Raw genomic sequence first — 12507 nt, forward strand, 5'->3', positions numbered from 1 at the left:
CAACAACCACGGATAGGACAACCGGTTTGACGACATCACCCGAGGTGATCGGCGGCGCCGACACCCACACCGACACGCTGCACGTCGCCGTGATCACCACCCTCGGCCAGCACCTCGACGATCACGAGTTCCCGACCACGGCCGTTGGTTACACCGCGGCGATCGCGTTCCTGACCAGCCACGGCACCCTGCGACGGGTTGGGATCGAGGGCACCAGCTCCTACGGCGCCGGCCTGGCCGCCGCCTGCCTGACGGCCGGGATCGAGGTGGTGGAAGTGAACAGTCCCAGCCGCGGTGACCGCCGCAGGAAAGGCAAATCCGATCCGCTCGATGCGTTCCACGCCGCCCACGCGGTGCTGTCCGGCCGCGCCACAGCGGCCCCGAAGGATCCCTCGATCGAAGCGATCCGCAGCCTGCATGTTGCTCGCCGGTCGGCGGTGAAGGCCCGTACCGCGACGATGCAGCAGATCCACACTGCGCTGGTCCGCGCCCCCGAACCGGTGCGCGGCAAGTACCGCGAGCTCACCGACAGCAAACTCGTCACAGCGCTTGCGCGGTGCCGGCCAGCAGCAGCCGGCGACCCCGTCATTCGTAGTGTGTTGACCGCGCTACGTGCTTTGGCCGAGCGACACCTGTTCCTCGGCAACCAGATCAAAGACCTGGACGCGAACATCGACGAACTGGTGACCGCCGCGAACCCCGGTTTGCGGGCCAGCCATGGTGTCGGATCCGACACCGCCGCGCAGTTGCTGATCACCGCCGGCGGCAACCCCGAACGCCTCACCTCGGAAGCCTCGTTCGCCGCCCGGTGCGGCGTCGCACCTGTACCAGCTTCCTCAGGCAGAACCGTGCGGCACCGGCTGTCCCGCGGCGGTGATCGGCACGCCAACAACGCCCTCTACCGGATCGCCGTCGTGCGAATGTCCAACCACCCACCAACCCATGCCTACGTGGTGCGGCAAGTCGCCGCCGGACGGTCGAAACCCGAAATCATCCGAATGCTGAAACGGGCCATCGCCCGTGAAATCCACCGGCACCTCACCCAGGCGACACCGGTACCGGCCTACGACGACCTCCGCCCGGCCCGGCAAGCGAAGAACATCACCCTGACCGCCGCGGCGAACCACTTCGGTGTCTGGCCGATCGTGATCTCCCGGATCGAACGCGGACTCCAACGCCACGACCAACTCGCCGACCAATACCGCGACTGGCTCGCTGTGGCCTAGCTGGTCCTGGCCGCGGTCTTGCGATGGGAATAGTGGCTTCCCACGCGGGGCTGTCGGTGGTTGCTGCTAGGAAACCCGGTATGGATGAGACGGAGGCAGTGTTCCCACCCTTCGCGGTGACGCCGGCGGCGGTGGAACAGATAGAAGCGCTGGGCGGTGCGGTGTTGATCGACGTCGAGGCCGGCGGGTGCTGCGGGAGCACGTACGCGTTCCGGGTGGTCGAGGATCCGGACGCTGCTGTCGTCGAAAGTGACCGGTACGGCTGTCCGGGCGCGTGGTTGTTCGTGGGCACTGGTGTCCGGGAGGTGATGCCAGGAGCCACGTTGGACTACTCGTCGCGCCTCAAGCCACCTCGGTTCCGGGTATTGAGAAACCCGAACACCGACGATGTTTGTGCATGTCGACGGTCCTTCGGGAGCCCCTGGCCCGGTCCGGGTCAGCCCGGGTGCCGCTCGTACAGTCCGATGCCGTGGGACACCGAGTTCGATCCGCCTAGTCGATGGAAGAAGCAGACCGGTTACGGTCGTTGATCCGTACCCGGCGCCCGGGGATCAGGCGCGCGGAGTTGAGGATGAACGCTGTCTCGCTGCCGACGTGGATGATCGCGGCGATCACGGGGCCGAGGATTCCGAAGGCGGCCAGTCCCATCCCGAGGAGGTCGACGGCGATTGTCCCGACGAAGTTGAACATGACGATTCGCCGGGCGCGGCAAGCAACGTGCACGGTGTGGGTCAGGTCGTTCAGGTCGGAGCTGATGAGCACGATATCGGCGCTTTCGCGAGCGATGTCGGTACCGCTGCCCATCGCGATCCCGATGTCGGCGTGGGCCAGCGCGGGTGCGTCGTTGACACCATCGCCGACCATCGCCAGGGTGTGGCCGGCCGCGCGTTCGGCATCGATTGCGGCCAGCTTCTGATCGGGAAGCAGGCCGGCCCGTACGTCGTCGATGCCTAGCTCCGCGGCGACCGCCTGAGCGGTCATCTCCTGGTCGCCGGTGATCATCAGCGTGCGTAAGCCGCGTCGATGCAGGTCGGTGATCGATCGGCGGGCACTGTCGCGGATGACGTCGGCCAGCAAGATGGTGCCGACGTAGCCCTCGTTAGCGCTGACGTGCACGGCGGTGGCGATACCTTGCGCTGGCAGGGTTTCCGGGGCGTCGGGGACGAGTGTGCGGTTGCCGGCCGCCACCTTCTTGCCGGCGACGGTGGCGCTGACGCCCTGTCCGGGTTGGTAGGTGAAGTGTTCGGACGGGCCGACGGGTAGACCCTGGGCACGTGCGTGGGCGACGATGGCTTGCCCGAGGGGGTGTTCTGAATAGGACTCGGCGGCGGCGGCAAGCATCAGCAGCGCCTCGGTCGTGATCCCGTCGACGGTGCGGATGTCCACCACGCTGGGGCTTCCGGTGGTGAGGGTGCCGGTCTTGTCGAAGACGATCGTGTCCGCCGTCGACAGAGCTTCCAGGTGCGCCCCGTCCTTGACGAATGCTCCGGACCGGGCTATCCGTGCTATCGCTGCGAGCACTGCGAGCGGCGTTCCGGCGGCGATACCGCAGGCACCGGCGACCACGACGACGGAAATCGTGGCCGTCCAGTCCCGGGTGGTCAGGAAAGTGACCACCGCGCCGGTCAGGGCGAGATAGACGAGGTAGGCGGCGAGCCGGTCCGCGAGCCGCTGCACCGGGGGTTCGGAGGATTGTGCTTGGCGGACCGCTTCGACGATGCGGCCGTAGGACGAGTCCGCGCCGACCCTTTCAGCCCGGATTTCGACGGCGCCGACCTGATTGATCGAACCGGCGAAAACCTCGCTGCCAACGGTGATGTCGACGGGCAGCGATTCCCCGGTGATTCGGGACTGGTCCGCTGTCGACTGGCCGGCAACAACCACACCATCGACGGGGATGCGTCCGCCCGGCGCGACCACGAGTAGCTGACCGGGCTGGACCTCACCGAGCGGAGTTGTTCTCGTTTCGCCACCGACACGGACCTGCACGGTCTGCGGCAGGAACGTCATCAGATCGGTCAGGGCATCGCGACCGCGGTCCATCGACAGGTCTTCGAGGATCTCGGCGGCGAGCACGAACGTGGTGATCAGCAATGCGGTCAGCCACTCGCCGATCGCCGCCGCCGCCACGATGGCGATGAGCATCGACAACTCCATGCTCATCCGCCGATGCCGGATGTCTTCCCACGCCTCCATCACGATGGGCCAGCAGCCCACGATCAGGCCCGCCAGGGCGACCACCGGAACAGTCGGCCAGGGCCACGTCAACCCGAGGGCCGTGGCTGCCGTGCACGCGGCAATGAACAGGGTCCGGGCCAGGTCGCCGCGGTCAACCCGCGACCACAAGCCGCGCAGCCCATGCCGCTGGGTCAAGTCCGGACCCGCCTCGGTCTCAAGGATCACGAGTCTGACGCCGCTGCAGGATCCGCGCTAACCGGCATCCCGGCCGAGTCCAGGTGATGCTCGGGTACGCCACCGCCTACGACATGCTCGGCCTGGAACACCGCATGCGTCACCAGCTGGCGGGCGTGCTCATCGATCAGGCTGTAGAAAACCCGGGTCCCGTCCTGACGCGCGGCCACGACCTTGCCCCACCGCAACTTCGCCAGATGCTGCGACACCACCGTCGGCGGCCGGCCGATTCGCTCGGCCAACTCGCCCACAGCCAACTCACCGGACCGCAGCGCCAGAATGATCCTGATCCGCGTCGCATCCGACAGCAGACTGAATACCTCCGCCGCCAAGTCCACGTACTGGCTCTCCGCGTCGAATGTGCATAACTTAGAACCTTCGCTCATATGCAGATACTACGCCTGTTGCACCGCCTTGACATCAATAGGAGCATCACCGGTGCCGGCTATCCACAGGTTTTCCGGCTGGTTGTCCACCGGCGGGAAATCCATCCACATTCTTGGTATTCCGCTGGATCGACGGACCACCGCTGAGCAGTCTCGGTAGGAGCCGCCGGCATCCGCTGGTCGGCTGTTACCTCTTATCGAGCGGAAAGGAGCACCGTGATGACGATCGTCACCACTGTGGTCGGAAATCTGGCCGACGCCCCGCGCATCAGCGAGAACGGCAACTCACAACGGGCGAACCTGCGCGTCATCTCCAACGACGGCTACTACGACAGGGCGAGAAACGAATGGCGGGCGCGGCCGGGTACCGGCGTCGACGTGGTGTGCTGGGGGCACTTGGCGCACAACGTGGCCGGCAGCCTGCACCGCGGCGACTCCGTGGTGGTGACGGGCCGGCTCGAGCAGTACTCGTGGGAAGACAAGGACGGAGCCAGGCGCAGCAGAATGCAACTGGTCGCCGAGGCGATCGGCCCGAACCTGCGCTGGGGCGTCGCCCGGTTGAGTCGGGTGGAGAACGCGGCCGACAAGGTGTCGCCGGATCCTTGGCGCGATGCCAGTCCGGGCGCTGCCGATGCCGAGTCTGACGGTGACGGTGCCGAATCGGATCCCGACGGCACCGACGGCACCGACGGCACCGGCAGCACTGACGGCACAGACGGCACCGACACGGGTGGTTCCGACGACTCCGCAGCGGCGGACGACGATGCCGAGCTCACTCTGGTGGGCAGCACCCCGGCGCCGTTCTGACCTGCGCCGTTCCGACTCACCTGTTCCGGCTCGCCCCGTTCGGAGTCGGTCCGTTCTGGGGCCGCCCCGCACCAGCAGGTGCTTGATCCGCGGGGCCGATTCTGTGCCGCGGTGCGCGGGCCGCGGCTGATGAGCCGCGCGCGTTGGTCCTTCAGGCAGCGCCCAGCTGCCCGGTGTCGACACCGAGCTCGCTGATCAGCGCGTCGTGGCCGGCCGGGGTGACTCGAATGGCCCGCTTGACGCTGGTTGAGCGGCGCAACCAGCCCTGCTGCAGCATCCAGGTCAGCAGGGCGTCACCGGCGATGCCGGCCAGATGGTGGCGCTGTTCGGTCCAGTCGACGCAGTAGCACACCATGGCGCGGCGGCCGGCGCGCTCCTTGTCTGTCGGCAGGGCACCGGTCTCGGTGAACCAGCGCTCGCCGGCGTCGGACAGGGCGTACTCGATGTCTTTGCCCCTGGCGGAGAACCGGTCGCGCTTGGCGGTGCCGGGATCGTGCAACCCGTTGCCGCCGACGATGTATCCGCGATCGATCAACGAACCCATCACGGCGGTTCCGAGCCGACCGGCCAAATGGTCGAAACATGAACGGGCGAAACGCAATTGGCCCGACCGGGTACCAGCGCGAAGGGAGGTGACGGGTGCGATCGGTGACAGCCGGGCGAGTGCTTCCACGGCCGCCGCCACGTCGCGGTTGCTGATGGCGAAGTAGCGGTGCCTGCCCTGCTGACGAACCTGCACCAGCCCGCCGTTCTGCAGCCGGGCAAGGTGCGCCGACGCGGTTGAGGCGGCGACGCCGGCCTCGTGCGCGAGCCTCGTCATCGGCAGCGAGCGACCGTCCAGCAGTGCCATCAGCATGGCGGCCCGGGCCGGGTGGCCGATGAGTTCAGCGGGCTTGGCGATGTCGGGTTCACCACCGTCGACGCGGGACGGGATCTTGGCTGGCATGACGCTGACGCTACGCCCGGCACATTTCGGTTGGCGACGAAACATCGGCGTCCCCTGCTCACGCCGCTGCCTGCCGTCAAGCGTCGCCGGCCCAGTGACGACATGGTCACCCCGCTGCATGCCGCCAGGCGTCGCCGGCCCAGAGACGACATGCGGCGCAGCGGGCGGGTTGTGCGTCCGGCCCGGCGGCACCGGACGCTGTCGGTGCTGCGTCCTACCGTCGACTGATGACCAACTGGCAACTCACCATCGACGCGAACGACCCGGGCAAGTTGCTCCCATTCTGGGGGCCGCTGCTGGGCTACGAGGTCACTCCGCCGCCGGAAGGATTCGACACCTGGCGCGACTACTACATCTCGTTGGGGAACCGGCGGAGCTGTTCACCGGTGACGGGTCGGACCGACTCCGCGACCCGACTGGCGGTGGCCCGGCGATCTGGTTCCAGATTGTCCCGGAGCGCAAGAGCGGCACCAAGAATCGCCTGCACCTGGACATCCAGGTGAGCGACGGGGAGCAACCCGTCGAGCAGCGTGCGGAGGTGGTCCGGAAGAAGGCAGATGAGCTCTGCGCCGGGGGCGCATCGATCGTCCGCCGGATCGAGATCGACGACGCCGGCTACTACTTCGTGGTGCTGCACGACCCGGAAGGAAACGAGTTCTGTATCAGCTGAGCCGTTCTCGCGCACCCGCTCACCGCCCCGACCAACTCACCTCGAAGACCAACTCGCCTCGACGAGCAACTGAACCGATGCCGGACGTTCCGCGGCGCGCCGGACTGCACATGCGCGAGAACTGTCCATGCGCGCCGGACTGGACATGCGCGCCTGACGCGAATTCACGACGTCGGCGCGGCGGCCGCCCGGCCCGGGTTGCCTGCACCAAAGCGCTCATGCCGGCGGTCTGGCACATTTCGGTCCTATGCGAAACCGGGCGGCCATAGCGTCACCGGCATGACGGCATTCCTGGCGCTCTGTCTGGCTTTCGCTATGATCCAACTCGATGTCACGGTGGTGTACACGGCACTGCCGGCCATCGGCGACAGCTTGCAAGCGCCAGCGGCGAGCCTGACCTGGGTGGTGGACGCTTACACGATCGCGTTCGCCGCGCTGCTGGTCACCGGCGGGGCGCTGGGCGACCGGCTCGGCGGCCGTCGGGTCTTCCAACTCGGCCTGCTGCTGTTCGGACTGGCGTCCGCGGCATGCGCCGCCGCACCCAACCTCGCCGTGCTCGCGGTGGCCAGGCTGGTCCAGGGCATCGGCGCCGCGGTCGCGTTGCCAACGTCGCTGTCGCTGCTCAACGTCGCATACCCGGATGCCGAGCGGCGCAACCGAATGGTGGCCTGGTGGGCGGCCGTCGGCAGCATCGCGGCCGCGATCGGACCGGTATTGGGCGGCACGCTGACCGACCTGCTCGGTTGGCGCAGCCTGTTCCTGGTGAACGTGCCGGTCGTCGCACTCGGAGTGTTGCTGGTACGCAAGGCATTGCCGCCTGATGCCGACCGAAACCCGGCGACCGGATCGCGGCTGGACCCGATCGGTCAGCTGCTCGCCGCGCTGGCACTCGGCGCCGGGGTGGCGGCGATCATCGAGCGTTCGGTGCCGCTGGCGGCCATCGGCGTGGCAGCGGCCGCCGCGTTCGTGCTGGCCGAGCGGCGGGTGCGGCACCCGATGATCCCGGGAGACCTGTTTGCCCACAACGAGTTCAGGGCAGCGATCTTCGTCGGTGCCGCCCTGAACTTCGGCACCTATGGTCAGCTCTTCCTGATGGCGTTCTACTTCCAACGGTTGCAGGGCTACTCACCCAGCCAGGCGGGGCTGGCCACCACCCCCGAACTCATCGCCAGCATCGCCGCGGCCGTGCTCGCCACCCGGCTGCTCGGCCGGTTCGGCCGAATGCCGCTGATCATCGCCGGAACCGGCATCGCCACCGTCGGATTGCTGGTGTTGGCGATCTTTCACCGCCCGGTCGGGTACGCACTGCTGCTCGGCCCGATCATGGCGATCGGGTTCGGCACCGCGCTCGCCGTACCGGCCGCAACAGCCACCGCGCTCACCGCCGGCGGCTCCGGGTACGCCGGCGTGGCCAGCGGCCTGTTCAATGCCAGCCGGCAATTCGGCGGATCGATAGGGCTGGCCGTCTTCGGTGCGTTGACGGCGGCAACCTTTCTCCCCGGCTTTCGGCTCAGCATGCTGTGCGGCGCCGCCGTGATGATCTCGGCGGCCCTGGCCACCGCGCTGGCCACCCGCCGCTCCGGTCGCGGGCGCCGCGGCACGGCCGTGGACAACCCGGAATCGCCTGGCACCGGCCAGCTACCGTCGAACAATGGAGCACAGCCAAGACAGTCGGGGCGGGCAGAGCTCGCGATTCAGGGAAGACTTCGCCGCGTTGGTCAACCAACTCGCCGGTGAGTGGCGGAACGCGGCGCCGGGCAGCGTTGAACTGCGCGACGTCCTCATCGAGCATCTCGGTACCGAGCCGGATGAGTTGCCGACCATCGGGGAGGACGTCCCGGCACATCGTTTGACCGACATCGATATCGCGCTGTCGGCCGTGGCCGACGCCGATCCTGACGCCAAGCTGGTTGGCGTCCGCAGCATGCAACGGCACCATTCGTCGCTGCAGGATCTGGTGTCCGACCAGCCGGGAATGTCCTCGCCGGTCGGCGCCGTCGAATACGCCAACCTGCCGACCGGACCCGATTCCGAGCGCGCCGTCGTCGCATTCGGGGTGCGACTGTTTCGCTACCGGGGCCAGCCGGTGGCGGTGTTGCAGCGCGCCGCGAATCCGCAGTACGGCAGCATGTCCGCGCGGGTGGAAGTGGTGGCGGCCGACCGCGAGCTGGTGGCGGCGCTGCTCGCCGAGATCCGCGCGCTGGCGGTCGAGCGCAGCGTGCTGCGCGGTCAGGTGGTCAGCCTCACCGCCAACGAATACGGCCCCTCCGCTGGTGGCGTCACCTTCGTTGCTCGCCCCGACATTCCCGCCGACCGGGTGATCCTGCCGGAGGGCACCCTCGACCGCATCCATCGGCACGTGCTGTCGCTGGCGACGGTCAAGGCCCAACTGCAAGCCGCCGGCCAGCATCTCAAGCGCGGCGTGCTGCTGTACGGCCCGCCCGGCACCGGAAAGACCCACACCGTGCGGCATCTCATCGGTTCCACCCCGGACACAACGGTGCTGCTGCTCACCGGCAGCAGCCTCGGCTTCATCGGCGAGGCCGCCGCGATTGCCAGGGCGCACCAACCCGCGATGGTGGTGCTCGAGGATGTCGACCTGATCGCGATGGACCGACACTTCGACGCGCACGGGCCCAAGCCGCTGCTGTTCGAACTGCTCGACGCCATGGACGGACTGGACACCGACGCCGATGTCGTCTTCCTGCTCACCACCAACCGCGTCGATCTGCTGGAGCAGGCGCTGGCCCAGCGACCTGGCCGGGTCGACCTTGCTGTTGAGGTTCCGCTGCCGGACCGCGATGCCAGGGCACAGCTGGTGCGGCTGTACGCCGGCGAGCTGCCGTTCTCGGACCAGGCGATCGACCGCTGGGCCGACCAGTCTGAGGGCGCGACCGCCTCGTTCGCCAAGGAAGCGGTGCGGCGCACCGTCCTGCGCGCCGCGCTGGCCGGGCATCCACCCACCGACGACGATCTGCTCGGTGCGTTGGCCGATCTGAACTCGGACGCGGAGCGGCTGAGCCGGTCGTTGATGGGCGTCGGCGGGGACGATCGACCGTCCTTCGACCCGGACGACCCAGTCGGTTTCGGTCCAGAACCGGGGCTGTACCCGGGGGTCACCTTCGCCTCGGCGGCGGCGCCCACCGCCTACTCGTCCACGCTGGAGTTGACCTTCGACGAGCCGGGCCGCGCCGGGGCGAACGCCGATCCGGACCCATCGGCGGGATCGGGTCCCTCGGTCGAGCCGCCCGAGCCTGCTGAGCGGGCCGAGCGGGCCGAGCAGAGCAAGCCGGTCAAGCCGTCACCGCCGGCGGACAGCGGTGAACCGAGCGCGCCGAGCTGACGGTCAGGGCGCTGCTCTGATCGATGGCCGGCATCGGCCCGGCGCTGAGCGGCACTGCGCGGCACTGCGCGGCACTGCGCGGGCGCGGACCGGCACCGCCGAGTGCGGACCGGCACCCCCGGGCGCGGCACTGCTGGGCGCAGCACCGCCGGGCGCGGCCGGCAAGACCGCGGTGCCCCCGCGGCGGATTGCTCGTTCCGGTGGCGGTTGAGGCACACTGGTCTGCGGGCTCGGCAGGGCCGGTATCTGCCGGGCTCCGCACAACCAGCGACCCGCTTCCGCGCGGGTCGATCGTGCGGCCGCCGGCGCCCTGGCTGACCGCGGCGGGACCCGGACCGACCCAGGACGGGACGCAAGGGACGAGACTCAGGAACAAAGAAGGAGCTGTGCACCGCTGTGCCCGAGTTCATTTACACCATGAAGAAGGCCCGCAAGGCCGTCGGCGACAAGGTGATCCTTGACGACGTCACCATGTCGTTCTACCCGGGCGCGAAGATCGGCGTCGTCGGGCCGAACGGTGCCGGCAAGTCCACCATCCTGAAGATCATGGCGGGGCTGGACTCGCCGTCCAACGGTGAAGCCTTCCTGACGCCCGGCTTCTCCGTCGGGATTCTGATGCAAGAACCGGAGCTGGACGAGGACAAGACCGTCCTGGAGAACGTGCAGCAGGCCTTCGGCGACGTCAACGCAAAGATGGCGCGCTACAACGAGATCGCCGAGCAGATGGCTACCGACTACTCCGACGAGCTGATGGAGGAGATGGGCAAGCTCCAGGAAGAGCTCGACCATGCCGGCGCCTGGGACCTTGACGCGCAGCTGGAGCAGGCGATGGACGCGCTGCGCTGCCCGCCGGGCGACGCCAAGGTCAGCGTGCTGTCCGGTGGCGAGCGGCGCCGGGTGGCGCTGTGCAAGCTGCTGCTGTCGGCCCCCGACCTGCTGCTGCTGGACGAGCCCACCAACCACCTCGACGCCGAATCCGTGCTGTGGCTCGAGCAGTTCCTGGCCAACTACCCTGGCGCCGTCCTGGCCGTCACCCACGATCGCTACTTCCTCGACAACGTGGCGCAGTGGATCGCCGAGGTGGACCGCGGCCGACTGATCCCGTACGAGGGCAACTACTCCACCTACCTGGAGAAGAAGGCCGACCGGATGGCGGTGCAGGGCCGCAAGGACGCCAAGCTCGCCAAGCGGCTGGCGGAGGAGCTGGCCTGGGTGCGCAGCGGCGCCAAGGCCAGGCAGGCCAAGAACAAGGCAAGGCTGGCCCGCTACGAAGAAATGGCCACCGAGGCGGAGCGAACCCGCAAGCTCGACTTCGAGGAGATCCAGATCCCGCCGGGCCCGCGGCTGGGCAATGTGGTGGTCGAGGTCGACCACCTCAAGAAGGGCTTCGGCGACCGCGTCCTGATCGACGACCTGTCATTCACCTTGCCGCGCAACGGCATTGTCGGCGTCATCGGACCGAACGGAGTCGGCAAGACCACCCTGTTCAAGACCATCGTCGGGCTCGAACAGCCGGACGACGGCGACGTCAAGGTGGGGGAGACCGTCAAGCTCAGCTACGTCGACCAGAACCGTGCCGGCATCGACCCGAAGAAGAACGTCTGGGAGGTGGTGTCGGACGGGCTCGACCACATCAAGGTCGGCAACGTCGAGATGCCTTCCCGCGCTTATGTTTCGGCGTTCGGCTTCAAGGGCCCTGACCAGCAGAAGCCGTCCGGGGTGCTGTCCGGCGGTGAGCGCAACCGGCTGAACCTGGCGCTCACCCTGAAAGAGGGCGGCAACCTGATTCTGCTGGACGAGCCCACCAACGACCTCGACGTCGAGACCCTGTCCAGCCTGGAGAACGCCCTGCAACAGTTCCCCGGCTGTGCCGTGGTGATCTCCCACGACCGCTGGTTCCTCGATCGCACCTGCACCCACATCCTGGCCTGGGAAGGCACCGACGAGGACCCGGACAGCTGGTTCTTCTTCGAGGGCAACTTCTCCGACTACGAGAAGAACAAGGTGGAGCGGCTCGGCGCCGAGGCGGCCAAGCCGCACCGGGTCACCCACCGCAAGCTGACCCGCGACTGAACCGATGCCAGCGCGGGTGCCGGTGCCTGATCTGACCGGGCTCAGCCATGCCGGCGGCCCGGCCGCCGACACCGGTGTCCACCTGATCGCGCTGACCGGGGCGGACGCCGGCGCGGTCGCGGCGGCATCGGATCACCTCGACACCGCGGTGATCCCCGGTGCCGTCGCCACCGCTGCCACCGCACCGGTCGCCGAGTACGCCATCGCGGTGCTCGCGGCCGGCCAGGTGTCGCTGCCGGCGGCACGAGTGGAGTTGCTGTATTTCCTCGGCCAGGTCACCGAGGCCGCGCAAGCACCGGCCGCCGAGCCCGGCGTCATCGGCTGCCGGGCGCTGCTGCCGGAAATCCTGCGGGTCGCCGAGCATTGCGAAGGCGATACCAGCGAGCAGGTCCGCGAGGAAGCCGCCGACACCGCTGAGTCGGCGCTCGAGGCCATCGACACCATCGAGGCCAGCGGCGGCTGACCGGTCCGGACCGGCAGTGCGACACCCAGGCCGGCGAACACCGCCAGCCGCCGGCCACGGCGAGCGCCCGGCCACGCGCGGTGTGGTGACCGGCGCCGCAGCCCAGCATCACCGGCACGCCGGCCCGGCTGGACTAGGCTCGATGACGCTGCTGCCGGCAACGACGCCGGCGGCGAATGGC

The 12507-nt window shown here is 68.5% G+C and carries 11 protein-coding genes; 8 read left to right on the forward strand and 3 right to left on the reverse strand.

What is annotated here, in order from left to right; all coding sequences use genetic code 11:
• Positions 1-26 precede the first annotated feature (26 nt).
• Complete coding sequence (locus HKD39_RS15660; protein ID WP_171200813.1) at positions 27-1226, forward strand: IS110 family RNA-guided transposase; 1200 nt, start codon at positions 27-29, stop codon at positions 1224-1226.
• 492 nt (positions 1227-1718) lie between these two features.
• Here the strand turns inward: HKD39_RS15660 and HKD39_RS15665 are convergent, their stop codons facing one another.
• A complete protein-coding gene (locus HKD39_RS15665; RefSeq protein WP_212754624.1) occupies positions 1719-3629 on the reverse strand; it encodes a heavy metal translocating P-type ATPase in 1911 nt (636 codons plus the stop codon).
• A complete protein-coding gene (locus HKD39_RS15670; protein ID WP_171200814.1) occupies positions 3626-4024 on the reverse strand; it encodes an ArsR/SmtB family transcription factor in 399 nt (132 codons plus the stop codon). Before HKD39_RS15670 ends, HKD39_RS15665 begins: the two co-directional genes overlap by 4 nt.
• A 219-nt stretch (positions 4025-4243) precedes the next feature.
• On the opposite strand from HKD39_RS15670, the gene HKD39_RS15675 reads away from it, so the two are divergent.
• On the forward strand, positions 4244-4831 hold the full coding sequence (locus HKD39_RS15675; RefSeq protein ID WP_171200815.1) for a single-stranded DNA-binding protein: 588 nt from the start codon (positions 4244-4246) through the stop codon (positions 4829-4831).
• A 151-nt stretch (positions 4832-4982) separates the two neighbouring features.
• On the opposite strand, the gene HKD39_RS15680 is transcribed toward HKD39_RS15675, so the two are convergent.
• Positions 4983-5777: an ArsR/SmtB family transcription factor gene (locus HKD39_RS15680; protein ID WP_171200816.1), complete on the reverse strand. Its 795-nt coding sequence runs from the start codon at positions 5775-5777 to the stop codon at positions 4983-4985.
• Positions 5778-6004: 227 nt separating this feature from the next.
• Between HKD39_RS15680 and HKD39_RS20640 the strand changes: the two genes are divergently transcribed.
• From HKD39_RS20640 to HKD39_RS15705, 6 genes are all read left to right on the forward strand, one after another.
• Entirely contained in the window at positions 6005-6280 is a 276-nt protein-coding gene (locus HKD39_RS20640; RefSeq protein ID WP_343074747.1) for a VOC family protein, read from the forward strand.
• Positions 6223-6447, forward strand: a complete 225-nt coding sequence (locus HKD39_RS20645; RefSeq protein ID WP_425488464.1) for a VOC family protein — start codon at positions 6223-6225, stop codon at positions 6445-6447. The genes HKD39_RS20640 and HKD39_RS20645 overlap by 58 nt, the downstream gene beginning before the upstream one ends.
• Positions 6448-6726: 279 nt before the next feature.
• Positions 6727-8184 (forward strand): MFS transporter, encoded by a 1458-nt coding sequence (locus HKD39_RS15690; RefSeq protein ID WP_171200817.1) that lies wholly within the window; start codon positions 6727-6729, stop codon positions 8182-8184.
• Positions 8099-9790 (forward strand): AAA family ATPase, encoded by a 1692-nt coding sequence (locus HKD39_RS15695; protein ID WP_171200818.1) that lies wholly within the window; start codon positions 8099-8101, stop codon positions 9788-9790. The genes HKD39_RS15690 and HKD39_RS15695 overlap by 86 nt, the downstream gene beginning before the upstream one ends.
• A 396-nt stretch (positions 9791-10186) precedes the next feature.
• Entirely contained in the window at positions 10187-11863 is a 1677-nt protein-coding gene (gene ettA / locus HKD39_RS15700) for an energy-dependent translational throttle protein EttA (protein WP_171200819.1), read from the forward strand.
• A 22-nt stretch (positions 11864-11885) separates the two neighbouring features.
• Complete coding sequence (locus HKD39_RS15705) at positions 11886-12326, forward strand: hypothetical protein (RefSeq protein WP_171200820.1); 441 nt, start codon at positions 11886-11888, stop codon at positions 12324-12326.
• The last annotated feature ends 181 nt before the right edge of the window (positions 12327-12507 follow it).

This window comes from Nakamurella aerolata (genome assembly GCF_013002705.1).
In the GTDB taxonomy this organism is placed as follows: Bacteria; Actinomycetota; Actinomycetes; order Mycobacteriales; family Nakamurellaceae; genus Nakamurella; species Nakamurella aerolata.

Bases quoted from the DNA above. Each gene is read 5' to 3' on its own strand.
- HKD39_RS15670 (WP_171200814.1), bottom strand. From the start codon at position 4,024: ATGAGCGAAGGTTCTAAGTTATGCACATTCGACGCGGAGAGCCAGTAC.
- HKD39_RS15675 (WP_171200815.1), top strand. From the start codon at position 4,244: ATGACGATCGTCACCACTGTGGTCGGAAATCTGGCCGACGCCCCGCGC.
- HKD39_RS15680 (WP_171200816.1), bottom strand. From the start codon at position 5,777: ATGCCAGCCAAGATCCCGTCCCGCGTCGACGGTGGTGAACCCGACATC.
- HKD39_RS20640 (WP_343074747.1), top strand. From the start codon at position 6,005: ATGACCAACTGGCAACTCACCATCGACGCGAACGACCCGGGCAAGTTG.
- HKD39_RS15690 (WP_171200817.1), top strand. From the start codon at position 6,727: ATGACGGCATTCCTGGCGCTCTGTCTGGCTTTCGCTATGATCCAACTC.
- HKD39_RS15695 (WP_171200818.1), top strand. From the start codon at position 8,099: ATGGAGCACAGCCAAGACAGTCGGGGCGGGCAGAGCTCGCGATTCAGG.